This window comes from Massilia sp. TS11 (genome assembly GCF_022012445.1).
Taxonomy (GTDB): domain Bacteria; phylum Pseudomonadota; class Gammaproteobacteria; order Burkholderiales; family Burkholderiaceae_D; genus Telluria.
In genome coordinates this window covers 1-24866 of the sequence record NZ_JAKLTS010000015.1, presented here as the reverse complement: position 1 = coordinate 24866, position 24866 = coordinate 1, and the positions used below count along the sequence as shown (strand labels likewise).

At 67.5% G+C, this 24866-nt stretch carries 18 protein-coding genes; 16 read left to right on the top strand and 2 right to left on the bottom strand.

The genetic code is table 11. The annotated features are described in order from the left end of the window. Positions 1 to 15: 15 nt before the first annotated feature. The 10 genes from LZ005_RS18500 (at position 16) to LZ005_RS18455 (ending at position 14858) form a co-directional block, all read left to right on the top strand. Positions 16 to 891, top strand: coding sequence for an NAD kinase (locus LZ005_RS18500; RefSeq protein WP_237809984.1), 876 nt, complete (start codon positions 16 to 18; stop codon positions 889 to 891). 31 nt (positions 892 to 922) lie between these two features. Continuing rightward, a complete protein-coding gene (gene recN / locus LZ005_RS18495) occupies positions 923 to 2569 on the top strand; it encodes a DNA repair protein RecN (RefSeq protein ID WP_237809983.1) in 1647 nt (548 codons plus the stop codon). A 21-nt stretch (positions 2570 to 2590) separates the two neighbouring features. Continuing rightward, positions 2591 to 3700 carry a ferrochelatase gene (gene hemH / locus LZ005_RS18490; protein WP_237809982.1) on the top strand — a complete coding sequence of 370 codons (1110 nt, stop codon included), beginning with the start codon at positions 2591 to 2593 and terminating at the stop codon, positions 3698 to 3700. A 239-nt stretch (positions 3701 to 3939) separates the two neighbouring features. Next, entirely contained in the window at positions 3940 to 4482 is a 543-nt protein-coding gene (grpE, locus tag LZ005_RS18485; protein ID WP_237809981.1) for a nucleotide exchange factor GrpE, read from the top strand. 81 nt (positions 4483 to 4563) lie between these two features. Continuing rightward, the gene (gene dnaK, locus LZ005_RS18480; RefSeq protein ID WP_237809980.1) at positions 4564 to 6498 is read left to right on the top strand and encodes a molecular chaperone DnaK; all 1935 of its coding nucleotides are present in this window, start codon (positions 4564 to 4566) and stop codon (positions 6496 to 6498) included. A 105-nt stretch (positions 6499 to 6603) separates the two neighbouring features. Beyond that, positions 6604 to 7734: a molecular chaperone DnaJ gene (dnaJ, locus tag LZ005_RS18475; protein WP_237809979.1), complete on the top strand. Its 1131-nt coding sequence runs from the start codon at positions 6604 to 6606 to the stop codon at positions 7732 to 7734. After that, entirely contained in the window at positions 7731 to 8393 is a 663-nt protein-coding gene (gene can / locus LZ005_RS18470; RefSeq protein ID WP_237809978.1) for a carbonate dehydratase, read from the top strand. The genes dnaJ and can overlap by 4 nt, the downstream gene beginning before the upstream one ends. Before the next feature lie 4 nt (positions 8394 to 8397). Then, positions 8398 to 9285: a hypothetical protein gene (locus tag LZ005_RS18465; RefSeq protein ID WP_237809977.1), complete on the top strand. Its 888-nt coding sequence runs from the start codon at positions 8398 to 8400 to the stop codon at positions 9283 to 9285. A 79-nt stretch (positions 9286 to 9364) separates the two neighbouring features. Next, on the top strand, positions 9365 to 10294 hold the full coding sequence (locus LZ005_RS18460; protein WP_237809976.1) for a diguanylate cyclase domain-containing protein: 930 nt from the start codon (positions 9365 to 9367) through the stop codon (positions 10292 to 10294). After that, a complete protein-coding gene (locus LZ005_RS18455) occupies positions 10266 to 14858 on the top strand; it encodes a CHASE domain-containing protein (RefSeq protein WP_237809975.1) in 4593 nt (1530 codons plus the stop codon). The genes LZ005_RS18460 and LZ005_RS18455 overlap by 29 nt, the downstream gene beginning before the upstream one ends. Here the strand turns inward: LZ005_RS18455 and LZ005_RS18450 are convergent, their stop codons facing one another. Next, complete coding sequence (locus LZ005_RS18450) at positions 14859 to 16313, bottom strand: NAD-dependent succinate-semialdehyde dehydrogenase (protein WP_237809974.1); 1455 nt, start codon at positions 16311 to 16313, stop codon at positions 14859 to 14861. 104 nt (positions 16314 to 16417) lie between these two features. Between LZ005_RS18450 and LZ005_RS18445 the strand changes: the two genes are divergently transcribed. The 4 genes from LZ005_RS18445 (at position 16418) to LZ005_RS18430 (ending at position 20893) form a co-directional block, all read left to right on the top strand. Then, positions 16418 to 17203 (top strand): gamma-glutamyl-gamma-aminobutyrate hydrolase family protein, encoded by a 786-nt coding sequence (locus LZ005_RS18445; RefSeq protein WP_237810031.1) that lies wholly within the window; start codon positions 16418 to 16420, stop codon positions 17201 to 17203. Between the two features lie 81 nt (positions 17204 to 17284). Next, entirely contained in the window at positions 17285 to 18655 is a 1371-nt protein-coding gene (locus LZ005_RS18440) for a glutamine synthetase family protein (protein ID WP_237809973.1), read from the top strand. 10 nt (positions 18656 to 18665) lie between these two features. Continuing rightward, positions 18666 to 20057, top strand: a complete 1392-nt coding sequence (locus LZ005_RS18435; RefSeq protein WP_237809972.1) for an aspartate aminotransferase family protein — start codon at positions 18666 to 18668, stop codon at positions 20055 to 20057. A gap of 71 nt (positions 20058 to 20128) precedes the next feature. Next, positions 20129 to 20893: an ABC transporter substrate-binding protein gene (locus LZ005_RS18430; RefSeq protein ID WP_237809971.1), complete on the top strand. Its 765-nt coding sequence runs from the start codon at positions 20129 to 20131 to the stop codon at positions 20891 to 20893. A 3-nt stretch (positions 20894 to 20896) separates the two neighbouring features. On the opposite strand, the gene LZ005_RS18425 is transcribed toward LZ005_RS18430, so the two are convergent. Next, the gene (locus LZ005_RS18425; protein ID WP_237809970.1) at positions 20897 to 22366 is read right to left on the bottom strand and encodes a sodium:solute symporter family protein; all 1470 of its coding nucleotides are present in this window, start codon (positions 22364 to 22366) and stop codon (positions 20897 to 20899) included. Between the two features lie 134 nt (positions 22367 to 22500). Here LZ005_RS18425 and LZ005_RS18420 point away from each other — a divergent pair, with 134 nt between their 5' ends. Beyond that, positions 22501 to 23982 carry an aldehyde dehydrogenase gene (locus tag LZ005_RS18420; protein WP_237809969.1) on the top strand — a complete coding sequence of 494 codons (1482 nt, stop codon included), beginning with the start codon at positions 22501 to 22503 and terminating at the stop codon, positions 23980 to 23982. 81 nt (positions 23983 to 24063) lie between these two features. Continuing rightward, a complete protein-coding gene (locus LZ005_RS18415) occupies positions 24064 to 24765 on the top strand; it encodes a YqhA family protein (protein WP_237809968.1) in 702 nt (233 codons plus the stop codon). The last annotated feature ends 101 nt before the right edge of the window (positions 24766 to 24866 follow it).

The window sequence follows — 24866 nt, the reverse complement described above, 5'->3', positions numbered from 1 at the left end:
GTTAATCTTGCGCCCATGAACAGTACGCCAGCCACGATTGCCCTCGTCGTCCGTCCCAATACGGACGGCATCGAGGCGCGCCTGGCCGGCGTGGTGGAATTTTTGCGCAGCGCCGGCTACCGCGTGGTGCTCGAAGCCGATACCGCCAGCCACCTCGGCCAGGCCGGGCTGGAGGTCGCCACGGCCGAGCAGATCGGGCACAGCGCCAGCGCCGCCGTGGTCATGGGCGGCGACGGCACCATGCTGGGCATCGCGCGCCAGCTGGCCCCGTACGGGGTGCCGCTGATCGGCATTAACCAGGGCCGGCTCGGCTTCATGACCGATATTCCGATCGAGCAGATGCTGCCCGCGCTCGGCGCCATCCTGTCCGGCAAAGCCAAGAAGGAAAAACGCACGCTGCTGCAGGGCCGGGTCGAACGGGCCGGCCAGGTCATGGGCCAGGGCCTGGCCGTCAACGACGTGGTGCTGGCGCGCGGCGCCGGCGCCGGCATGGTCGAACTGGCGGTCACGGTCGACGGCCAGTTCATGTACCGCCAGCGCTCCGATGGCCTGATCATCACCACCCCGACCGGCTCCACCGCGTATGCGCTGTCGGCCGGCGGCGCGCTGCTCCATCCGGCCCTGGGCGGCATCGGTCTGGTGCCGATCGCGCCGCACGCGCTGTCGAACCGGCCGATCGTGGTGCCCGACTCCAGCGAGATCGCGGTCGAAATCCTCGGCGGGCGCGACACCACCCTGAATTTCGACTTCCAGACCTTCGAGAACCTGCAGCACGGCGACCGCATCATCGTCGAGCGTTCGCCGCACACGGTCACCTTCCTCCACCCCGAGGACTGGAACTACTACCACACCCTGCGCGAAAAGCTGCACTGGAACGAGTCGCGCCATTAAAATACGGGCTCCTTCGTCCACTGAGCGAGCCATGCTGCGTACCCTGTCCATCCGCGACTTCGTGATCGTCGATGCGATCGAGCTGGAATTCTCCGGCGGCTTCACCGTCTTCACCGGCGAAACAGGCGCCGGCAAATCGATATTGATCGACGCCCTGCAACTGGCCCTGGGCGGGCGCGGCGACGCGTCGGTCGTGCGCGAGGGTGCGCCCAAGGCCGACATCACGGCCGATTTCGCCCTCAGCGACGCGGCCCGCGCCTGGCTCGCCGAGCACGAATACGCGAGTGAGGAAGACGGCGCGATTCTGCGCCGCGTGATCGACAATGCCGGTCGCTCCAAAGCCTTCATCAATGGCGTGGTCGCCACCGCCGCCCAGCTGCGCGAACTGGGCGAGCTGCTGGTCGACATCCACGGCCAGCACGCGCACCAGTCGCTGCTGCGGCCCGAGGCCCAGCGCGCCCTGCTCGATCAGCAAAGTCCCGAGGCCGACCCGGACGCCGTCAGCGCCGCCTACAAGGCCTGGCGTGCGGTGGCGCGCCAGCGCGAGGAGTTCGAGCAGAATGCGCGCAATGTGCTGCTCGAGCGCGAGCGCCTCGAGTGGCAGGTGGCCGAACTCGATAAGCTGGCGCCGCGCCCCGGCGAATGGGAGAGCGTCAGCCAGGAGCACAGCCGCCTGGCCCACGCGGCCAGCCTGATCGCCGGCGCCCAGGAGGCCGTGCAGGCGCTCAGCGAAGACGAGCAGCCGATCCTGTCCCAGCTCAATCAGCTCGGGCAGAAGCTGGGCAAGCTGGCCGCCATCGACAGCGCCCTGCAGGGCGTGCTCGATTGTCTCGAACCGGCCCGCATCCAGCTGCAGGAAGCCGTGTACGCGCTCAATGATTATCTGGGCCGGGTCGAACTCGATCCGGAGCGCCTGCAGGAAGTCGAGCAGCGCCTCGAGGCCCTGCACAGCAGCGCGCGCAAATTCCGCGTCACGCCGGAAGAACTGCCGGCCGAAGCGGCGCGTCTGGGCGAAGCGCTGCGCCAGCTGGCCGACGCCAGCGACATCGACGGCCTGAAACAGCAGGAAGCGCGGCTCGAAGCCGAGTACCGCGCGCTGGCCGGGCGCCTGTCGCTCCAGCGCGCCGCGGCGGCTGCGCGCCTGGGCGCCCAGGTCACGGCGGCGATGCAGGAACTGAGCATGAGCGGCGGCCGCTTCGAGGTCGCGCTGGTGCCGGGCGAGGCCACCGCGCACGGTCTCGAACAGGTCGAATTCCTGGTGGCCGGCCATGCCGGCGTGGCGGCGCGCCCGCTGGCCAAGGTGGCCTCGGGCGGCGAGCTGGCGCGCATCGCGCTGGCCATCTCGGTGATCACCTCGAGCGCGTCGACCACCCCGACCCTGATCTTCGATGAAGTCGACAGCGGCATCGGCGGCGCCGTGGCCGAGGTGGTCGGGCGTCTGCTCAAGCGCCTCGGCCAGCAGCGCCAGGTGCTGTGCGTGACCCACCTGCCGCAGGTGGCCAGCCAGGCCAGCCAGCACTTCCAGGTGGCCAAGGCCAGCGAAGAGAACGGCAAAACCGTGTCGCGCATCGCCGCCCTCGACGCCAAGGACCGGGTCGAGGAAGTGGCTCGCATGCTGGGCGGCCTGGAAATCACGGCCACCACCCGCAAGCACGCGCGCGAACTGCTAGCATCCTGATTTCGACAGCACGAGAACCCTATGGCCTACCGACCCGAACCCGCCCATCCCCACGGCCGCCAGGCCGGCACCGCTGTCGTGCTGGTCAACCTCGGCACGCCCGACGCGCCCACGCGCAGCGCCGTGCGGCGCTACCTCAAGCAGTTCCTGTCCGACCCGCGCGTGGTCGAGATTCCGCGCGCCGTCTGGTGGTGCATCCTGAACGGCATCATCCTGCCTTTCCGCTCCGGCAAATCGGCGGCCAAGTACGCCAGCATCTGGACCAATGAAGGCTCGCCCCTGAAGGTCTACAGCGAGCGCCAGGTCAGCCTGCTGCGGCGCGCCCTGGCCGAGCGCGGCCACAATACCGTGCGGGTCGAGCTGGCGATGCGCTACGGCGCGCCCGGCCTGCCCGAGGTGCTCGATCGCCTGAAGGCCGAGGGCGTCGACCGCATCCTGCTGTTGCCGGCCTACCCGCAGTATTCGGGCACCACCACCGGCTCGATCAACGACGCCGTGTTCCAGCACTATCTGCGCGTGCGCAATGTGCCCGAGCTACGCCAGGTCAAGCACTACCACGACCACGAGGCCTATATCGACGCCCTGGCCGCGAGCGTGCGCGCGCACTGGGAGCAGCATGGGCGCGGCGACAAGCTGGTGATGAGCTTCCACGGCGTGCCCAAGCGCACCCTGCTGCTGGGCGACCCCTACCACTGCGAATGCCACAAGACCGCGCGTCTACTGGCGACCAAGCTGCGCCTGACGCCCGAGCAGTACCTGGTGACCTTCCAGTCGCGCTTCGGCAAGGCCGAATGGCTGCAGCCCTACACCCAGCCGACGCTCGAGCGTCTGGCCAGCGAAGGCCTGGCCAAGGTCGACGTGATCTGCCCCGGCTTCATCAGCGACTGCCTCGAGACCCTGGAAGAAATCCAGATGGAAGTGCGCCAGGCCTTCCTCGAGCATGGCGGCAAGCAGTTCCACTACATCCCTTGCTTGAACGACAACCCCGCCTGGATCAGCGCCCTGGCCGAAATTGCCGAGCAGCATCTCATCGGCTGGCCGACGATGCAGAGTACGGCGCAGCGCGAGGAAGCGCGCCGCGAGGCCGAGCAGAGCCGCGCCCGCGCCCAAGCCCTGGGCGCCCCCGACTAAATCCCAAACGGGGTCAGGTCCGGCAATCGGACATTGCAGAACTTTTCAGGCCGAACGATGTCGGCTTCCGCCGATGACAGTCTCGCCCACACAAAGTTCGCCGATGTCCGATTGCCGGACCTGACCCCGTTGTGGATTTTTTTGGGCAATCCCCCTTGAAAGGCAGGGGATTGGCCCCATATGCGCCCGGTCAGGATTCATCCATATGTATTAAGTCTTTGATTTCAGGAGTGTTTTCGATGCAAGAACAAGAACAGCAGCACGAGGCCGCGGCCCAGGCCCAGGCCGACGAGCAGGCCAGCGCCCCGGTCCCCACCGACGAGCCTTCGCTCGAAGAACAGCTGTCGGCCACCGAGGCCCGCCTTGCCGAAATGCATGATGCCTTCATGCGCGCCAAGGCCGAAGCGGACAATATCCGCCGCCGCGCCCAGGAAGACGTCAGCAAGGCCCATAAATTCGCCGTCGAGAGCTTTGCCGAGGCCTTGCTGCCGGTGAAGGACAGCCTGGAAATGGCCCTGAAAGTCGAGACCCCGAGCACCGAGTCGCTCAAGGAAGGGGTGGAAATGACGCTCAAGCAGCTCAATGCCGCCTTCGAACGCAACCGTCTGGTGGAAGTGCTGCCGGCCGTCGGCGACAAGCTCGACCCGAACAAGCACCAGGCCGTGGCCGTGGTGCCGGCCGACCAGGAAGCCAATACCGTCGTCAGCGTCCTGCAAAAAGGCTATATGATCGCCGACCGCCTGCTGCGCCCGGCCATCGTCACCGCCGCCCAGGGCAAATAAGGCCCTTGAAATAGCAGGGGCTTTCCCCATATTTGAAACATCGCAGTCTCCAACCAATACAAGATCACAAGGACCACTATCATGGGCAAAATTATCGGTATCGACCTGGGCACGACCAACTCCTGCGTGGCCATCATGGAAAACGGCCAGCCGAAGGTGATTGAAAACGCCGAAGGCGCGCGCACCACGCCCTCGATCATCGCCTACCAGGACGATGGCGAGATCCTCGTCGGCGCCCCCGCCAAACGCCAGGCCGTCACCAATCCGAAAAACACCCTGTTCGCCGTCAAGCGCTTGATCGGCCGTAAGTTCGACGAAAAAGAAGTGCAGAAGGACATCGGCCTGATGCCCTACCAGATCGTCAAGGCCGACAATGGCGACGCCTGGATCTCGGTGCGCGACAAGAAACTGGCCCCGCCCCAGATCTCGGCCGAAGTGCTGCGCAAGATGAAGAAGACGGCCGAGGACTACCTGGGCGAGGAAGTGACCGAGGCCGTGATCACGGTGCCGGCCTACTTCAATGACTCGCAGCGTCAGGCCACCAAGGATGCCGGCCGCATCGCCGGTCTGGAAGTCAAGCGCATCATCAACGAGCCGACCGCCGCGGCCCTGGCCTTTGGCCTCGACAAAACCGACAAGGGCGACCGCAAGATCGCCGTGTTCGACCTCGGCGGCGGTACCTTCGACATCTCGATCATCGAGATCGCCGATGTCGACGGTGAAAAGCAGTTCGAAGTGCTGTCGACCAATGGCGACACCTTCCTCGGCGGCGAGGACTTCGACCAGCGCGTGATCGATTACATCATCGACGAATTCAAGAAGCTCAATGGCCTCGACCTGAAGAAGGACCCGATCGCCCTGCAGCGCATCAAGGCCTCGGCCGAGCGCGCCAAGATCGAACTGTCGTCCTCGCAGCAGACCGAGATCAACGAGCCCTACATCGCCATGGCCAATGGCGCCCCGGTCCACCTGAACCTGAAGATCACGCGCGCCAAGCTGGAAGCCCTGGTCGAGGAACTGATCGAGAAGACCATCGAGCCCTGCCGCACCGCCATCAAGGATGCCGGCGTCAAGGTCTCGGACATCGATGACGTGATCCTGGTCGGCGGCATGACCCGCATGCCCAAGGTGCAGGAAAAGGTCAAGGAATTCTTCGGCAAGGACCCGCGCAAGGACGTCAACCCGGACGAGGCCGTCGCTGTCGGCGCCGCCATCCAGGGCTCGGTCCTGTCGGGCGAACGCAAGGACCTGCTGCTGCTGGACGTGACCCCGCTGTCGCTCGGTATCGAAACCCTGGGCGGCGTGATGACCAAGATGATCCACAAGAACACCACGATTCCGACCAAGTTCTCGCAGGTGTTCTCGACCGCCGACGACAACCAGCCGGCCGTGACCATCAAGGTGTACCAGGGCGAACGCGAAATGGCCGTCGGTAACAAGGCGCTCGGCGAGTTCAATCTCGAGGGCATCCCGCCGGCCCCGCGCGGCACCCCGCAGATCGAAGTGACCTTCGACATCGACGCCAACGGCATTCTGCACGTCAGCGCCAAGGACAAGGCCACCGGCAAGGAAAACAAGATCACCATCAAGGCCAACTCGGGTCTGTCCGAAGACGAGATCCAGAAGATGGTCAAGGACGCCGAACTGAACGCGGCCGAGGACAAGAAGCTCAAGGAGCTGGCCGAGGCGCGTAACCAGGCCGACGCCCTGGTCCACTCGACCCGCAAGTCGCTCGGCGAATACGGCGACAAGCTGGAAGCGGGCGAGAAGGAAAAGATCGAGGCCGCCATCACCGATCTGGAAGCCACGATCAAGGCCGGCGACAAGGAAGCCATCGACGCCAAGGTGCAGGCGCTGTCGACGGCGGCCCAGAAGCTCGGTGAAAAGATGTACGCCGACATGCAGGCCCAGCAGGCCGCTGCCGGTGGCGCCGGTGCCGCCGGCGGTGCCCAGGCCGATGCCAAGCAGGATGACGTGGTCGACGCCGACTTCAAGGAAGTCAAGGACACCAAGTAAGCGTCCCGTGGCCGCGGGAGCCTTCCCGCGGCATGCGCCGAGCCGCGAGCCGCCTGGCTTCCGGCTCGGTTTTTTGCATAAGAAAGCTCATCAGTAAGGCAATCCATGTCGAAGCGAGATTATTACGAGGTTCTGGGCCTGGCCAAGAACGCGTCGGACGACGAGATCAAGAAGGCCTACCGCAAGCTGGCGATGAAATATCACCCGGACCGCAATCCGGACAGCGCCGACGCGGAAGAGAAGTTCAAGGAAGTCAAAGAGGCCTACGAGATGCTGTCCAATCCGGAAAAGCGCGAAGCCTATGACCGCTATGGCCATGCCGGGGTCGACCCGAACATGGGCGGCGGCGCCGGCGGTTTCGGCGGCTTTGGCGGCGGCGGCTTCTCGGATGCCTTCGGCGACATCTTCGGCGATATTTTCGGCGGCCGCCGCGGCGGTGGCGGTCCCCAGGTCTACAAGGGCGCCGACCTGCGCTACAACCTCGAGATCACGCTCGAGCAGGCCGCGCATGGTTTCGACACCACGATCCGGGTGCCGAGCTGGGACAAGTGCGACACCTGCCACGGCAGCGGCGCCAAGCCCGGCACCTCGCCCACGACCTGCCCGACCTGCGCCGGCCACGGCCAGGTGCGCATGACCCAGGGCTTCTTCAGCATCCAGCAGACCTGCCCGAAGTGCCATGGCAGCGGCAAGATCATCCCCGATCCGTGCTCGTCCTGCGGCGGCGCCGGCCGCATCAAGCGCAACAAGACGCTCGAAGTGAAGATCCCGGCCGGGATCGACAATGGCATGCGCATCCGCTCCTCGGGCAATGGCGAGCCGGGCACCAATGGCGGCCCGCCGGGCGACCTGTATGTGGAAATTCACATCAAGCCGCACCCGGTGTTCCAGCGCGAAGGCGACGACCTGCATTGCGAGATGCCGATCTCGTTTGCCAAGGCCGCGCTCGGCGGCGAGATCGAGGTGCCGACCCTGTCTGGTAAAGTGTCGTTCACGATTCCCGAAGGTACCCAGTCGGGCAAGACCTTCCGCCTCAAGGGCAAGGGCATCAAGGGCGTGCGCTCCGGCTACGCGGGCGATCTGTTCTGCCATGTGCAGGTCGAGACCCCGGTCAAGCTGACCGACAAGCAGAAGGAGCTGCTGCGCGAGTTCGACCGTTCCACCAGCGAAGGCGGGGCCCGTCACAGCCCGCAGAGCAAGAGCTGGATGGACAAGGTGAAGGACTTTTTTGAGTGACTGATGACGAACTGAGCCTGGAGCACGTGCTCCAGAAGAACCGGGCCTGGGCCGCCGCACAGGTCGGCCACGACCCGGATTACTTCAAGCGCCTGGCGGCACAGCAGAGCCCGGAATACCTGTGGATCGGCTGTTCCGATTCGCGCGTGCCGGCCAATGAGCTGATCGGCATGGCCCCGGGCGAACTGTTCGTCCATCGGAATATCGCCAACGTGGTCGTGCACTCGGACCTGAATCTGCTGTCCGTGCTGCAGTTCGCGATCGACGTGCTGAAGGTCAAGCACGTGATGATCGTCGGCCACTACGGCTGCTCGGGCGTGATGGCCGCGATGATCAAGCAGCGCGTCGGCCTGGCCGACAACTGGCTGCGCCATGTGCAGGATGTCTACCAGAAGCACGAGCGCTATCTGGGCGCCTCGCTGTCGGTGCCGGCGCGCGCCAAGCGCCTGTGCGAACTGAACGTCATGGAGCAGGTGCTCAACACGGCCCAGACCACGGTGGTGCAGGACGCCTGGCACCGCGGCCAGGAACTGGCCATCCACGGCTGGGTGTACGGGCTCGAGGACGGCCTGCTGCGCGACCTCGGCCTGACGGTGGCCGAACCCGGCGACATCGGCGCCCGCCTCGAAGCGCGCCTGCAGACCTACGACCCGGCCTGATCCCATGCCCGCCGCGCGCCGCCGTGTCCTCACAACACTGCTGGCGCTGGGCGCCTGGCCCTGTGCGGGCTGGGCCGCCGCCTCCGTGCGCGCGCGCTACGCCGCCTTCCGCGCCGTCGAAACGGCCCTGCTCGAACAAGACCTCGACGACAGTGCGCGCGCCAGCCTGCTGGCCGAAGCCTATGCGACCCTGGCCCCGGACGGTCTGGCCGGCCTCACGCCGGACGAGCTGCTGCTGGTGTTCGACGCCGCCGACCGCCTCTGCTATCTGAGTAAAGCGCCGGCCGACGCGCGCGCCATGGCCGCCGTGCTGCAGGCCCTGCCTGGCACGCCGCCGCCGGCCCTGCTGGCGCGCACCCATGCGGCCCTGCTGTCGGCCCGCCTGTTGGCCGAGGCCGCGGCCTGGCGCGCACGCTACCCGCACGCCCGGCTGAGCGCGCCGCCGCTCACCGGCAGCGTGGCGCCCGGCACGCCGGCCGAACTGGTGCTCGACGCCCGCGGCAGCGGCTTGCTGCTGCGCCCCCTGCCGATCGGCAGCGGCAAGCAGGTAATCGCCATCGGCCACCCCGACTGCCATTTCTGCGCGCGCTTTCTGGCCGCCCTCGACGCCGACCGCGATTTCGGGCGCGCCTTCGCCGGCCGCCTGCACTGGCTGGCGCCGCAGCAGCGCGTGCTCGACCTGGACGCGCTGCGGCGCTGGAACCGCCAGCATCCGCAGGCGCCGCTGGCCATCATCTACGAACGCAGCGCCGTGCCGATGCTGACGCGCTGGGCCACGCCGACTTTCTATTTTCTGCAGGGCGCGGTGGTGCGCACGCGCCTCGACGGCTGGCCCGGCCTGCGCGCCAAGCCGGCCATGCTGGCCGCCCTGCAGGCGCTCGACGCGGCCTGAACCCCGGGGTCGCAACCAGCTGATTTTGGCTGGCAAGGATGATATAGTGGCATCGACCGGCCCCCTCCGCGGCCGCCCTATGGAACCCATGTCGCTGCCGCCGCTGCCGCCCGCCCTGATCCTGATCATCGACGACGACGCCGATGCGATCCGTCTGCTGTCCGGCATGATTGCCGACCAGGCTGAGATCCTGTTCGCCACCAGCGGCGAGGCCGGCATTCAACTCGCGCGCGCGCGCCGCCCGCAGCTGATCCTGCTCGACCTGCAGCTGGGCGGCATCGACGGCTTCGAAGTCTGCCGCCGCCTGCGCCAGGACCCCGACACCAGCGATTGTTCGATCGTGTTCGTCACGGCCGACAGCAGCCCCGACGCCGAAGTGCGCGGCCTCGAAGCCGGCGCCGTCGATTTCATCACCAAGCCGCTCAATCCGCCCGTGGTGCAGGCGCGCGTGCGCACCCATCTGAATCTGCAGCGCACCGCCATGCTGCAGGCCCAGCTGGCCAACCAGGACGGCCTGACCGGCCTGTTCAACCGGCGCTATGTCGACCAGATGCTGGAGCGCGAATTCCAGCGCCACAAACGCCAGCAACTGCCGCTGGCCGTGGCCTTCGTCGACATCGACCACTTCAAGGCCTACAACGACCACTACGGCCACCCGCAGGGCGACCAGTGCCTGCGCGAGGTGGCCGCCACGCTGGCCGCCAGCACCCGTCGTCCGGGCGAATTCGTCGGCCGTTTCGGCGGCGAGGAATTCGTCGCCGTGCTGCCCTACACGGGGCCGGCCGATGCCCAGAAATACGGCGAGCGCCTGTGCGAACAGGTGCGTGCGCGTGCCTTGCCGCATGCGCTGGCGCCGACCGCCCCGATCGTCACCGTCAGTGTCGGCGTGGCGGCCCTGGTGCCCCAGCCCGGCCAGCGCGCCGAGGACCTGCTGGCCCTGGCCGACCGCGCCATGTACCGGATCAAGCAGGAAGGGCGCAATGGCTGCCGCCTGGCTGAGCCGGACTGAGGCCGCCATGCGTCTGCGCACCATCGGCCTGTCTTTGCTGCTGGCCCTGGCCTATTTCGGCGCCGCCCGCCTCGGGCTGGCGCTGGCCTTCGCCAATTCGAATGCCTCGCCCGTGTGGCCGCCGGCCGGCATCGCGCTGGCGGCCCTGGTGCTGGGCGGCTGGCGTCTGTGGCCGGGCGTGCTGATCGGCGCGGTGGCGGCCAATCTGGTCGCCTTCCTGGGCAACCAGGTCGGCACCCTGAGCGACTGCCTGACGCTGTCGCTCGCGATCGGGGTCGGCAACACGGCCGAGATCCTGCTGGCGGCGCTGCTGTTGCGGCGCGTGGCCGGCGGCGAGGATCCGCTCGGCCAGCTCTCGCATGTGTATAAATTCGCGCTGATCGTGGCCGGCTGCGCGGCGCTGGCGGCGGCGGTTGGCACGGCCGCGCTGCTGCTGGCCCACGTGGTCCCGGGCATCAGCAAATGGACGGTGCTGCTGACCTGGTGGCTGGGCGACACGGCCGGCATGCTGGTGCTGACGCCGCTGCTGCTGGCCTGGGGACGCGCGCGCCCGCGGCCGCCGCGCGGGCGCGAATGGCTGGAGGCCGGCATCGGCCTGCTGCTGCTGGCGGCCCTGAGCGCGGGCGTGTTCTTCCAGCCGTTCGCGGCCGACAGCAGCCTGCGCTGGCTGGTCTACCTGGCGGTGCCGCTGATGGCGCTGGCGGCCTACCGTTTCGGCCAGCATGGCGCCGGCATCGTGGTGCTGGTGGTGGCCGCCAGCGCGGTGCTGGGCACGGTGCGCGGCCTCGGCCCGTTCGCGGTCGGCACCATGAACGATTCCCTGATCGCGATCGGCAGCTTCCTCGCCCTGGCCGCGCTGGTGCCGCTGGTGCTGTGCGCCGACCTGGCCGAACGGCGCCGCCTGGCCGCCGGCCATCCGGCCCTGCGCACCCTGGTCACGCACTGGGGCACGCTGCTGATCGGGGTCGGCCTGACCCTGTTCGTCTGGAACCTGGTGGCCGCCACCACCGAGCGGCGCGCGCGCGAACGCTTCGACGTGCTGGTGGCCGACATCGACAAGCGCATCAGCGAAGGCATCGAAAGCAGCGAGCGCGGTCTGCGCAGCGCCCAGGCCCTGTTCAAGGCCTCGCCCGGCGTTGGGCGCGAGGAGTGGCGCCGCTTCGTCGACGGCATGAGCATCGCGCGCACCCTGCCCGGCGTGCAGGGCATCGGGTATGCCGACGTGGTGCCGGCGGCGGCCCTGGCGGCCTTCGAGCGCGGCGTGCGCGCCGACGGTTTCGCTGCCTTCGCCGTGCATCCGGCCGGCGCGCGCGAGCTGTACGTGCCGGTCAAATACATCGAGCCCTTCAGCGACCGCAATCTGCGCGCCTTCGGCTTCGACCTGTATTCCGAACCCGAACGCCGCGCCGCCCTCGACCGCGCGCGCGACACCGGCGAGGCGGCCGCCACGCGCCGCGTGACCCTGGTGCAGGAATACGAGGCCGGCGCCCAGGCCGGCTTCCTGCTGGCCCTGCCCGTGTACCGCAATAACAGCGATGTGCTGACCGTCGAGCAGCGCCGCGCCGCCATCAGCGGCTTCGTGTACAGCCCTTTCCGCATGGACGATCTGATGACGGCCGTGCTGGGCCCGACCCTGACCGACGTCGCTCTCGAAATCTACGATGGGCGCAGCAATGCGCCCGCCGATCTGCTGTATTCGACCTTCGCCGAGGCGCGCCAGGAGGCGGTGCGCTATCCGAATCCCTTCGTCGCCGACACCGCCGTGCTGGTGGCCGACCGCGCCTGGACCGTCAAGGTGCGCTCGCTGTCGGGCTTCGAGGACAGCATCGACCGCCAGAAGTCGCAGATCGTGCTGGTCGCCGGTTCCGTCATCAGCCTGCTGTTCTTCGGCGTCGTGCGCGCGCTGGCGGCGCGGCGCGAATACGCGGTCGAACTGGCGCGCGAAATGACGGCCGCGCTGGCCCGCTCGGAGAAGCAGTTCCAGTCGCTGGTGGAGTCGGCCAGCGAAGTCTCGATCATCTCGACCGACCTCGATGGCGTGATCCGCGTGTTCTCGGTCGGTTCCGAGCGCATGCTCGGCTACCGCGCCGAGGAGATGATCGGCAAACAGACCCCGGCCGTGATCCACCTGGCCAGCGAAGTGGCGCGCCGCGGCGCCGAGCTGTCGGCGCGCTTCGGCCGTCCGATCAGCGGTTTTGACGTGTTCGCCGCCGTCGCGCGCGAAGGCCAGAGCGAGTCGCGCGAGTGGACCTATGTGCGCAAGGACGGCAGCCATCTGCCGGTGCTGCTGGTGGTCTCGGCGATCCGCGATGCCGACGGCAAGGTCACCGGCTTCCTCGGCGTGGCCAGCGACATCACGCGCCAGCGCGAGCTGCAAGCCACGCTGACGCGCGCCAAGGAGCAGGCCGAGGCCGCGAGCCGCGCCAAGAGCCAGTTCGTGGCGAATATGAGCCACGAGATCCGCACGCCGATGAACGCGGTGCTCGGCATGACCCAGCTGCTGGCCAATACCGCGCTCTCGCCCGACCAGCGCGACTACCTCGACATGATCCGCGGCTCCGGCCAGTCGCTGCTGCGCATCCTGAACGACATCCTCGACTTCTCCAAGATCGAAGCCGGCGCGATGGAGCTGAACCGCGAGCCGTTTGCGCTCGACCAGCTGCTCAACGCCCTGGCCACGATCATGACGATGAACACCGGCGAGAAGGATATCGAGCTGGCCATCGGGGTCGCGCCCGAAGTGCCGCAGCGCCTGATCGGCGATGCGCTGCGCCTGCAGCAGGTGCTGGTCAATCTGGCCGGGAATGCGATCAAGTTCACCGAGAAGGGAGAAGTCTCGGTGCTGGTGGAACTGGCCGAGCGGCGCGAGCAGGAGGTCGAGCTGCGCATCAGTGTGCGCGACACCGGCATCGGCATGGACGCCGAACAGCAGGCGCGCCTGTTCTCCGCCTTCTCCCAGGCCGACGCCTCGATGACGCGCCGCTTCGGCGGCACCGGCCTCGGTCTGGCCATCTGCCGCCGCCTGGTCGAGCTAATGGGCGGCACCATCAGCTGCACCAGTACGCCCGGCGTCGGCAGCCTGTTCGTGGTGCGCCTGCCATTCAGCCTGGCGCCCGAAGAAGCGGCGCCGGCGCCGCGCCTGGGCCGCCTGCGCCTGCTGGTGGTGGACGACAACCGCACCAGCCGCGACTACCTGTGCATGACGATCCGCTCGTGGGGCTGGCAGGCCGAGGGCACGGCCTCGGGCGCGCTGGCGCTGGAGCTGGTCCCGGGCGGGAATTTCGACGCCATCCTGATCGACTGGCAGATGCCGGGCATGGACGGTCTGGCCACGCTGCGCGCGCTGCGCGAGATGAGTCCGCCCTGCCGCGTGCCGGTGGTGCTGATGGTGAATGCTTTCGGCCGCAGCAAGCTGACCAGCCTGGCCGAATCGCGCCAGGCCAGCGCCATCCTGATCAAGCCGGTCACGGCCTCGAGCCTGTTCGATACCCTGCACGAGGTGTTCGCCGGGCGCGCCGAGGAGCTGCAGCTCGCCCCGTATGAACAGCGTCCGCTGGCCGTGCGCCAGCGCTTCGACGGCCGCCGTCTGCTGCTGGTCGAGGACAATGCGCTGAACCAGCTGGTCGCGCGCGGCATGCTGGAACAGGCCGGCGCCCAGGTCGACGTGGTCGGCAATGGCAAGGAGGCGGTCGAACGCCTGCGCTCCGCGCCCCAGCACTACGACCTGGTGCTGATGGACGTGCAGATGCCCGAGATGGACGGCTTCACGGCCACGCGCCTGATCCGCAGCGAACTGAAACTGACGCTGCCGGTGCTGGCCATGACGGCCGGGGTGCTGGCCGCCGAACAGGCCCAGTGCATCGCCTCCGGCATGAACGACTTCATCGCCAAGCCAATCGAGATGGACATGATGCTGGCCGCGATTGCGCGCAATCTGCCGGCCAAGGCCGGCGCCGTCTCGCTGCAGCCGGTCAGCACGCGCAGCGAGGGCGGGGTGTTCGAAGTGCGCGCGCTGTTCGAACTGTCGAAGGACAATCCGGCCCAACGCGAGATGTTCCTGAGCCTGGTGGCGCGGCTGGTCGAGAAGGGCCCGGCCGATGTGCGCGCGGCCCACGCGGCCTGGCGCGACGGCCGCGGCGACGAAGCGGCGCGCAGCCTGCACGCGCTGCGCGGCTCAATCGGCACGCTCGGCGCGCGCCGCTTTGCGGCCGCTTCGATGGAGGTCGAGCAGGCCATCCGCAGCGGTGCGACCGGCAATATCGATGCCCTGTTCGCACGCGCCGAAAGCGAGATCAGCGAGACCGCCGAGGCGGCCCGCGCCTGGCTCGACACGCAGCGCGCAGCGGTGCCGGCGCCGGCCGCGGGCGGGCTCGATGCGGCCCGCCTCGGCGAATTCAAACGCCAGCTGGCGGAATCGAATATGGGCGCTTGCGACAGCTTTGCCGCGCTGCGCGCCGATCTGGCCGAGCGCCTCGCGCCCGAGCGCATGGCCGCGCTGGAAGCGGCCATCGGCAAGCTCGACTTCCTGGCCGCGCAGGAGATCCTGACCCAGGTGCAGGCCTGATCAGAGCCCGCCCAGGCAGATGTATTTGATGACCAGGTAGTCGTCGATGCCGTGGGTCGAGCCTTCGCGCCCGATGCCCGATTGCTTGACCCCGCCGAAGGGCGCGATCTCGTTCGAGATCAGGCCCGTGTTCACGCCCACCATGCCGGTCTCCAGCGCCTCGGCCACGCGCCACACGCGGCCGACGTCGCGCGCGTAGAAGTAGGCCGCCAGACCGAATTCGGTGTCGTTGGCCATGGCGATCACCTCGGCCTCCGTCTTGAAGCGGAACAGCGGCGCCAGCGGGCCGAAGGTCTCTTCGCGCGCCACCCGCATGGCCGGCGTGACGTCGGCCAGCACGGTCGGCTCGAAGAAAGTGTGGCCGAGCGCATGGCGGCGCCCGCCGCACAGCAGACGCGCGCCTTGCTCGAGCGCATCGGCGATGTGCTGCTCGACTTTGGCGACGGCCTTCGGCTCGATCAGCGGGCCCTGGCTGACGCCGGGCTCGACCCCGTTGCCGACCTTGAGCTGGGCCACTGCCTGCACCAGCTTGGCGGCAAAGGCCTCGTACACGCCGTCCTGCACGTACAGGCGGTTGGCGCACACGCAGGTCTGGCCGGCATTGCGGTATTTGGAAGCGATCGCCCCGGCCACGGCAGCGTCGAGGTCGGCGTCGTCGAACACGATGAAGGGCGCGTTGCCGCCCAGTTCGAGCGAGAGCTTCTTGATGGTCGGCGCGCACTGCTGCATCAGCAGGCGGCCCACGGCGGTCGAACCGGTGAAGGAAAGTTTGCGCACCGTGGGATTGGCGCACATCTCGGCGCCGATCGCCTGCGGGTCGCCGGTGATGACGGAAAACACGCCGGGCGGCACGCCGGCGCGCTCGGCCAGCACGGCCAGGGCCAGGGCCGAGAAGGGCGTCAGTTCGGCCGGCTTGACGATGATCGGGCAGCCGGCCGCCAGGGCCGGGCCGACCTTGCGGGTAATCATCGCCGCAGGGAAATTCCAGGGCGTGATGGCCGCGCATACGCCCACCGCCTCGCGCGTGACCAGCAGGCGCCGGTCGGGCCAGGGCGAGGCCAGGGTTTCACCGGCCACGCGCTTGGCCTCCTCGCCAAACCATTCGAGAAACGAGGCCGCGTAGGCGACTTCGCCCTTGGCTTCCGGCAGGGGCTTGCCTTGCTCGCTGGTCATGATCAGGGCCAGATCATCGGCATGGGCCAGCATCAGATCGGCCCAGCGGCGCAGGATGGCCGCGCGTTCCTTGGCCGGACGCGCGCGCCAGGCCGGCCAGGCGCGCGCGGCGGCATCGATGGCGCGCGCCGTCTCGGCCTGGCCCATGCGCGGGACACTGCCGAGTTCAGCGCCGGTGGCGGGATTGTGCACGGCGAGCCGGGCGCCGCCATCGGCGTCGACCCACTGGCCATCGAGAAAAGCCTGCGTGCGCAGCAGGCTGGCATCGTTCAAAGACAACATGGCGACCTCGCTTGTGATCATCCTGTCATCTTAATCCAATACCCTATCTGACGCCGGCGCAGCTTGCGCTGGCGTGTTGGCATTGCTTACCGAACTTGGCTATGATGGCCGTGAAAGCGAGTCCCACCATGCGCCGTCCGATCGTCCTCGTCCCAGCCTGTAGCTGGCATATCGGCCACCACATGCATCACATCGTGCAGTTCAAATATGTGGATGCTGTGGTGCACGGGGCCCATTGCGCGCCGCTGATCGCGCCGGCCCTCGGCGCCGAGGCCGATCTCGACACCTGGCTCGATACCTGCGACGGTGTGCTGCTGACCGGCTCGCCCTCGAATGTCCATCCCAGTTATTTCGACCAGGCCGTGCACAATCCGGCCCTGCCGCTCGATCCCGCGCGCGACGCCACCACCTTGCCCCTGCTGCGCGCGGCGATTGCGCGCGGCATTCCGCTGCTGGCCATCTGCCGCGGCTTTCAGGAAGTCAATGTCGCCCTCGGCGGCAGTCTGCACCAGGCCGTGCAGGAGGTGGCCGGCAAGTTCGACCACCGCGAAAATCCGCTCGCCGAGCTCGAGGAGCAATACGGCCCGGCCCATCCGGTCACCCTGATGCCGGGCGGCCTGCTGGCGCGCGTGCTCGGTAGCAGCGAGATCCGCGTCAACTCCCTGCATGGCCAGGGCGTCGATGTGCTGGCCCCGGGCCTGGCCGTCGAAGCGCGCGCCGAAGACGGCCTGATCGAAGCTTTCTCCCTGCCGGGTGCGCCCGGCTTCCTGCTCGGGCTGCAATGGCATCCCGAATGGCATCTGCAGCAGAACAGCGATGCCTGCAAACTGTTCGCGGCCTTTGGCGACGCCTGCCGCGACTACCACGCCGCGCTCGAACGCATCCCCTAGCTGGCCCGGCACATCTCTGGATACGGTCCGTCCGGCGCCTGCGCCGTGGCGGTTATGACTCGACACAAAAGAGAGGCCATCATGGCAATTCGCGACAATTTCAGCTTTACCGACATGGACCTGTGGCTCAACGAGAAACAGGTGACCGAAATCGAATGTCTCGTGCCCGACCTGACCGGCGTGGCACGCGGCAAAATTCTGCCGCGCGCAAAGTTCACCCAGGAACGCGGCATGCGCATCCCCGAAGTGGTGCTCGGCATGACCGTCACCGGCAATGTGCCGAACGACGACGAAGCCTATCAGCGCGCCATTTCCAGCGTCGACCGCGACATGTATCTGCGCGCCGACCCCGGCACCATCACGATGGTGCCCTGGGCCACCGACCCGACCGCCCAGGTGATCCAGGACTGCTATTTTGCCGATGGCAAACTGGTCGACTTCGCGCCGCGCAGCGTGCTGCGGCGCGTGCTGCGCCGCTACCAGGACCAGGGCTGGCAGCCGCTGGTCGCGCCCGAACTCGAGTTCTATCTGACGGCCAAGAACAGCGATCCCGACCAGCCGCTGCGCGCCCCCCAGGGCCGCAGCGGGCGCGCCGAAACCAGCCGCCAGGTGTACAGCATCGACGCCGTCAATGAATTCGATCCCCTGTTCGAGGACATCTACGATTACTGCGATCTGATGAATCTCGACATCGACACCCTGATTCACGAGATCGGCGCGGGCCAGATGGAAATCAACTTCCTGCACGGCGATCCGCTCGGCCTGGCCGACAAGGTTTTTTACTTCAAGCGCACGCTGCGCGAGGCCGCGCTCAAGCACCAGATGTATGCGACCTTCATGGCCAAGCCGATGGCGGGCGAGCCGGGCAGCGCCATGCACGTGCACCAGAGCGTGACCGAGATCAGCAGCGGTCGCAATATCTTCAGCAACGAGGACGGCTCGCCTTCGCAGCTGTTCAAGTGGTATATCGGCGGCCTGCAGCGCTACATGCCCTCGGCCATGGCCCTGGTCGCGCCCTATGTCAATTCCTACCGGCGCATCGTGCCGCACACCTCGGCGCCGATCAATATCCAGTGGGGCGTGGACAACCGCACGGTCGGCTTTCGTGTGCCCGAGTCGGGCGTGCAGGACCGGCGCGTCGAGAACCGCGTCATCGGCGCCGACGCCAATCCCTATCTGGCGCTGGCGGTGACCCTGGCCTGCGGCTTCCTCGGCATGACCGAGCGCCTCGAGCCGAGTGCGCCGATGACGGGCAGCGCCTACGACCTGCCGTTCCAGCTGCCGCGCGGCCTGCCCGAGGCGATCGACCAGCTGCGCCAGGAGACCAAGCTGGGCGAGGTGCTGGGCGAGCGCTTCATCGACGTCTACGCGGCCGTGAAGGAACGCGAGCATCTCGAATTCATGACTGTCATCAGCCCGTGGGAGCGCGAGCACCTGCTGCTGCACGTCTGAGGAGAAGAGCATGACCCGTCAAGTTCCGCCGATCGGATCGGCACTCGATACCCATGCGCTGCAGCTGCTCGACAGCGCCCATTACCTGCATCCGTTCACCGACCACGCCGCCCTGGCGCGCGAAGGGGCGCGCGTGATCGTGCGCGGCGACGGCATCTACATCTGGGATGCCGACGGCCAGCAGATCATCGATGGCATGAGCGGCCTGTGGTGCGTGAACGCCGGCTACGGGCGCACGCGCATCGTGCAGGCGGCGGCCGAGCAGATGCAGACTCTGCCGTTCTACAACAGCTTCTTCCAGAGCACCAATGTGCCGGCCGTGCAGCTGGCCGCGCGCCTGGCCGCGCTCGCGCCGCCCGGTTTTCAGCATGTGTTCTTCACCTCGTCCGGCTCGGAGGCGAACGACACCAATGTGCGCATGGTGCGGCGCTACTGGGAGCTGCTCGGCCAGCCGCAGCGGCGCGTGATCATCAGCCGCCACAATGCCTACCACGGCTCGACCCTGGCCGGCGCTTCGCTGGGCGGCATGGCCGGCATGCATGCCCAGGGCGGTCTGCCGCTGCCCGACATCCACCACATCGGCGAGCCGAATCTGTGGAAGCAGGCGCCCGGCACCGACCCCGAGGCCTTCGGTCTGCAGGCCGCGCGCTGGCTCGAACAGGCGCTGGCCGACATTGGACCGGAGCGGGTGGCCGCCTTCATCGGCGAGCCGGTCCAGGGCGCTGGCGGCGTGGTGATTCCGCCGGCCAGCTACTGGCCCGAAATCCAGCGCATCTGCGACGCCCACGGCATCCTGCTGATCGCCGATGAAGTGATCTGCGGCTTCGGCCGGCTTGGGCACTGGTTCGGCAGCGAGCGCTTCGGCATCCGCCCCGACCTGATCACCTTCGCCAAGGGCGTCACCTCCGGCTATGTGCCGCTGGGCGGGGTGCTGGTCGGCGAGCGGGTCGCGCGCGTGCTGGCCGCGGGCGGCGAGTTCGCCCATGGCTTCACCTACTCGGGCCATCCGGTGGCCTGTGCGGCGGCCCTCGAAAATCTGCGCATCCTCGAGGAAGAAGACCTGGTGCGGCGCGTGCGCGAGGACACCGGCCCCTATCTGGCGGCGCGCTTTGCCAGCCTGGCCGGCCATCCGCTGGTCGGCCATGTCGACAGCTGCGGTTTCGTCGCCGGGCTCAATCTCGTGCGCCCCGACGGCAGCGCCTTCGATCCGGCCCTGGGCGTGGGCCTGCTGTGCCGCGCCCAGATGTTCCGCAATGGCATGGTGATGCGCGCCGTCGGCGAGCGCATGATCATCGCGCCGCCGCTGATCATGCAGCCGCGCCAGATCGATGAAATGGTGGCGCGCATCCGCTATTGCCTGAACGAGACGCAGCAGGTGCTGGCCGCCCTCGGCTATGTATAAATTGCACACAAAGCTTGCTTGGAAGGAAGTCTTTGTTACAATGGGTGAGGATCTTTCTTTCCGTCCTCCCCATGCGCGCACTTCCTGCCTGGCTGCTGGCTGCACTGCTTGGTCTCGCTGCCGCGCGCGCGGCGGCGGGCCTGCCTGCCCAGCTGGTGTGCTATGACGATGTGTTCGTGCCGTATTTCATGCCCCAGGGCGCGGGCCTGGGCGTGCTCTCGGCCGATATCCTGAGCGAGGCCGGACGCCGCCTCGGGATTGCCATCCAGTTCCGCCAGATGCCTTGGCGCCGCCTCGAAAGCGAGCTGGCGCGCGGGGCCGCCAGCACGGTCGAATGCGCGTTCGCCTTCACCCGCATGGCGCACCGCGCCGCCTATCTCGAATACGGGCAGGTGCCGCTCCAGCACACCGAGTATGTGCTGTTCGTGCGCAATGAAGCGGGCGGGGTGGCCAGTCTGGCCGATCTGCAGGGCAAAAAGATTGGCGTGCGCGCCGGTTTTCGCCTGCCCGAGAGCATCGTGCAGGGCGTGGCGGCCGGGCGCTTTCAGGTGGCCGAGGTCGGCGCCGATGCCACCAATTTCCAGAAGCTGCAGCTGCGCCGCATCGACGCCGTGCTCAGCGACGCCACGGTCGGCGCCTACACGCTGCGCCAGCTGGGCCTGACGGGGATCCGCAAGCTCAGTCCCTCACTCGAACGCTATGACACCTTTGTGGTGTTCAGCAAGCGCCCGCAGGCGGCCGCCCTGGCTGCCGCCTTCGACCGCGCGCTGGCGCAGATGCAGCAGGACGGCAGCATCGAGCGCCTGACGGCGCCCTATCTGGGCAGCCAGAAGTAGCGCTCAGGCCGTTTCGGTGTGGACCGCGTGGCTCAGATGCGGTTCGTGCCGGTTCTTCAGCAGCTGGGGCGCGAGCGAGCCGATGAACATGCCGGCGAAGGCGGCCAGCAGGCCGGCCAGCTGGCCCGGGAACATCTGGCCGAGCGGGCTGACCTGGGGGAAGAACAGAATCCAGGTGCCAATGCCGAGCGTGACCGAGGCGATCGCGCCCTGGGTGGTGGCGCGCTTCCAGTACAGGCCCATCAGCAGCGGGACGAAGGCGCCGACCAGGGTGACCTGGTAGGCCGAGCTGACCAGATCGTAAATCGAGGTGCCTTTCATCGCGATCGCATAGGTCAGCACGAGGGCGGCGAAGACCACGATCGTGCAGCGCATGGCGAACAGCTGCTGGCGGTCACTCATGTGCGGGCGCAGATTTTTCAGGATGTTCTCGACGAAGCTGGTCGAGGGCGCCAGCAGCGTGGCCGAGGACGTCGACTTGATCGCCGACAGCAGCGCGCCGAAGAACAGGATCTGCATCACCAGCGGCATGCGCTCCATGACGAAGGTGGGCAGCACGCGCTGGTAGTCTTCGCGCGCCATGGTCAGGGCGGTGTCGCCCATCACGGTGACGGCCGAGGCGACGACGAACATCGGCACGAAGGCGAAGATGATGTAGCTGAGGCCGCCGATGACGGCGCCGCGCGTCGAGGTCTGGGCGTCCTTGGCCGACATCACGCGCTGGTAGACGTCCTGCTGCGGGATCGAGCCGAACATCATGGTCACGCCGGCGCCGATGAAGAAGGCCAGGTCCTTGAAGCTGGGCTCGGGCAGGAATTTCCACAGATCGCGCTGGCTGGCCATGTGCAGCACCTTGTCGGCGCCGCCGGCCAGGTCGGCCGAGAACACGGCGATCACGCTCATGCCCAGCACCAGCACGATCATCTGGATGAAGTCGGTCACGGCGACGGCCAGGAAACCGCCGACCACCACATAGATGAGGACGGCGAGGGTGCCGATGATCATGCCGGCCGTCTCCGACATCCAGCCATGCGTCAGCACCGAGAACACCAGGCCCAGGGCCGTGATCTGGGCCGCCACCCAGCCCAGGTAGGACAGGATGATGGCCACCGAGCAGAACACTTCGATGCCCTTGCCGTAGCGCGCGCGGTAGTAGTCGCCGATGGTCAGCAGATTCAGCCGGTACAGCTTGGTGGCGAACACCAGACCCACGAGGATCAGACACATGCCGGCGCCGAACGGGTCTTCGACCAGGGAATTCAGGCCGCCCTGGACGAATTTGGCCGGAATACCCATCACCGTTTCCGCTCCGAACCAGGTGGCGAAGGTGGTGGTAATCACCATCACCAGCGGCAGGCTGCGCCCGGCGACGGCGAAGTCGCCCGTGTTCTTGATGCGCGTGCCGGCCCACATGCCCAGCGCGAGCGTCCCCAGCAGGTAGATCACAACCGAAGTGATCAGGGTGGTGTTCATGGTGTTGCGGACTCCCCTTGTGGCTTTATCTGTACGAAAATTGGGCGATTATAGCCTCAGGAGGCACGCGCGGCCGCAAAAAAATCGGCGCCGACTGTGCCAGACTGGAGGCAAATCCGCCACAGGAGGACAGCATGGGAATCTGGCATGAACGGGCCGCGCGCGCAGACTGCGACGGCCGTGCACTGATCAATGGGGAACGCGTCTGGGCCGCAGCCGACGCCCGCTTCGACAATCTGTCGCCGGTCGACGGCCGCCTGCTCGGCCAGGTGGCGCGCTGCGACGGGCGCGACGTCGAGCGCGCCGTGGCCCTGGCGCGCGCCGCCTTCGAGGACGGACGCTGGGCCGGCCAGGCCCCGGCCGCGCGCAAACGCGTGCTGCTGCGCCTGGCCGAGCTGATGCTGGCCCATGCGGACGAGCTGGCCCTGCTCGAGACCCTCGACATGGGCAAACCGATCCAGTACAGCCTGAGCGTCGACGTGGCCCTGGCGGCCAACTGCATCCGCTGGTATGGCGAGGCCATCGACAAGCTGTACGGCGAAGTGGCGCCGGCCCCGGCCGACAGCCTGGCCCTGGTCGTGCGCGAGCCGGTCGGCGTGGTGGCCGCGATCACGCCGTGGAACTATCCGCTGCTGATGGCGGCCTGGAAGATCGGCCCGGCCTTGGCAGCCGGCAACAGCGTGATCCTGAAGCCCTCGGAAAAAGCCCCGCTGAGCGCGCTGCGCCTGGGCGAACTGGCCCATGCGGCTGGCCTGCCGCCCGGGGTCTTCCACGTGCTGCCCGGGTTCGGCCCCGAGGCCGGCGCCGCCCTCGCCCTGCACATGGACGTCGACAGCATCGGCTTCACCGGCTCGACCCGGGTCGGCAAGCAGATCCAGCAGATGGCCGGGCAGAGCAATCTGAAGCGCGCCTGGACCGAGCTGGGCGGCAAGTCGGCGAACATCGTCTGCGCCGATTGCCCCGACCTCGACGCCGCCGTCCAGGCCGCCGTCGGATCGATCTTCTTCAACCAGGGCGAAAGCTGCAATGCGCCCTCGCGCCTGTTTGTCGAGCGCGCGATCTACGCGGCCTTCATGGAAAAGGCCCTGGCCCTGGTGCCGCGCTACGCCCCCGCCGACCCGCTCGAGGAGAGCACCGTGATGGGGGCCCTGGTCGATGGCCAGCAGCAGCAGACCGTGCTCGGCTATATCGAAAGCGGCCAGAACGAAGGCGCGCGCCTGCTGACCGGCGGCACGGCGGCGCGCACCGACAGCGGCGGCTGCTATGTGGCGCCGACGATCTTTGACCAGGTGCGGCCCGAGATGCGCATCGCGCGCGAGGAGATTTTCGGCCCGGTGCTGTCGGTGCTGTGCTTCGACGACGTGCACGAGGCCGTGCGCCAGGCCAATGCCACCAGTTACGGCCTGCACGCGGCGGTCTGGACGCGCGAGCTGGGCAAGGCCGTGCAGCTGGCGCGCGCGCTGCGGGCCGGCACCGTCCACATCAACCAGTACGACAGCGACGACATCACGGTGCCGTTCGGCGGCTACAAGCAGTCCGGCAACGGGCGCGACAAGTCCCTGCACGCCTTCGACAAGTACACCGAACTGAAGACCATCTGGATGCAGATCGCCTAGACAAAATGATCATTGATGTATTTTCTTTACTACATAGATCGGTATAATCGGAGGATTCCTACAAGCACTCTGAGAGAAAGCATGAGCGAACTGAGCCCGCAAAACGGTCAACGCATCCCCCCGCTGGCCCGCTTCATTTTCACCAGCCGCTGGCTGCAGTTGCCGCTGTATCTGGGCCTGATTCTGGCGCAGTGCGTGTATGTCTACCACTTCTGGGTCGAGCTCAGCGAGCTGATCGCCGCCGCCCTCGGCAATGGCCATGCGCTGGCCGCGATCACCGAGAGCGTGGCCAATCCGCACAACCTCGGCAATGCGCCGGCCGCAGCCGCCGCGGCGGCCGCCTCGCTGCCGGACCCGCATGCAGCAGCCGCCGTCACCACCCCGCTGCCGCACGCGGCGCGCCTGACCGAGACCACGATCATGCTGGTCGTGCTCGGCCTGATCGACGTGGTGATGATTTCCAACCTGCTGATCATGGTGATTGTCGGCGGCTACGAGACTTTCGTGTCGCGCATGCACCTGCAGAGCCATCCCGACCAGCCCGAGTGGCTGTCGCATGTGAACGCCACGGTGCTGAAGGTGAAGCTGGCGATGGCGATCATCGGCATCTCCTCGATCCACCTGCTGAAGACCTTCATCAACGCCGCCCAGTACGATTCCAAGACCCTGATCGCCCAGACCGGCATCCACATCGTATTCCTGCTGTCGGCGATGGCGATCGCCTACTGCGACAAGCTGATGACCGACACCATGGTGGCCGGCCACAACCACAAGAAGCACTAAAGAAAAAATGGGGTCAGACCCCATTTATCTGCCAAGAAAGGCCGGGACATCCCGGCCTTTTTGTTTTCCGGAAAAATCGGGGTCAGCCCCCATTTTTCCTG

Excerpts from the sequence above, each read along its gene's own strand:
- LZ005_RS18455 (WP_237809975.1), top strand. The coding sequence starts at position 10,266 with ATGGCTGCCGCCTGGCTGAGCCGGACTGAGGCCGCCATGCGTCTGCGC.
- LZ005_RS18440 (WP_237809973.1), top strand. The coding sequence starts at position 17,285 with ATGGCAATTCGCGACAATTTCAGCTTTACCGACATGGACCTGTGGCTC.
- recN (WP_237809983.1), top strand. The coding sequence starts at position 923 with ATGCTGCGTACCCTGTCCATCCGCGACTTCGTGATCGTCGATGCGATC.
- LZ005_RS18450 (WP_237809974.1), bottom strand. The coding sequence starts at position 16,313 with ATGTTGTCTTTGAACGATGCCAGCCTGCTGCGCACGCAGGCTTTTCTC.
- LZ005_RS18445 (WP_237810031.1), top strand. The coding sequence starts at position 16,418 with ATGGCCGTGAAAGCGAGTCCCACCATGCGCCGTCCGATCGTCCTCGTC.
- LZ005_RS18425 (WP_237809970.1), bottom strand. The coding sequence starts at position 22,366 with ATGAACACCACCCTGATCACTTCGGTTGTGATCTACCTGCTGGGGACG.
- dnaJ (WP_237809979.1), top strand. The coding sequence starts at position 6,604 with ATGTCGAAGCGAGATTATTACGAGGTTCTGGGCCTGGCCAAGAACGCG.
- hemH (WP_237809982.1), top strand. The coding sequence starts at position 2,591 with ATGGCCTACCGACCCGAACCCGCCCATCCCCACGGCCGCCAGGCCGGC.
- LZ005_RS18435 (WP_237809972.1), top strand. The coding sequence starts at position 18,666 with ATGACCCGTCAAGTTCCGCCGATCGGATCGGCACTCGATACCCATGCG.
- grpE (WP_237809981.1), top strand. The coding sequence starts at position 3,940 with ATGCAAGAACAAGAACAGCAGCACGAGGCCGCGGCCCAGGCCCAGGCC.
- LZ005_RS18500 (WP_237809984.1), top strand. The coding sequence starts at position 16 with ATGAACAGTACGCCAGCCACGATTGCCCTCGTCGTCCGTCCCAATACG.
- LZ005_RS18465 (WP_237809977.1), top strand. The coding sequence starts at position 8,398 with ATGCCCGCCGCGCGCCGCCGTGTCCTCACAACACTGCTGGCGCTGGGC.
- dnaK (WP_237809980.1), top strand. The coding sequence starts at position 4,564 with ATGGGCAAAATTATCGGTATCGACCTGGGCACGACCAACTCCTGCGTG.
- LZ005_RS18420 (WP_237809969.1), top strand. The coding sequence starts at position 22,501 with ATGGGAATCTGGCATGAACGGGCCGCGCGCGCAGACTGCGACGGCCGT.
- LZ005_RS18415 (WP_237809968.1), top strand. The coding sequence starts at position 24,064 with ATGAGCGAACTGAGCCCGCAAAACGGTCAACGCATCCCCCCGCTGGCC.
- LZ005_RS18460 (WP_237809976.1), top strand. The coding sequence starts at position 9,365 with ATGGAACCCATGTCGCTGCCGCCGCTGCCGCCCGCCCTGATCCTGATC.
- LZ005_RS18430 (WP_237809971.1), top strand. The coding sequence starts at position 20,129 with ATGCGCGCACTTCCTGCCTGGCTGCTGGCTGCACTGCTTGGTCTCGCT.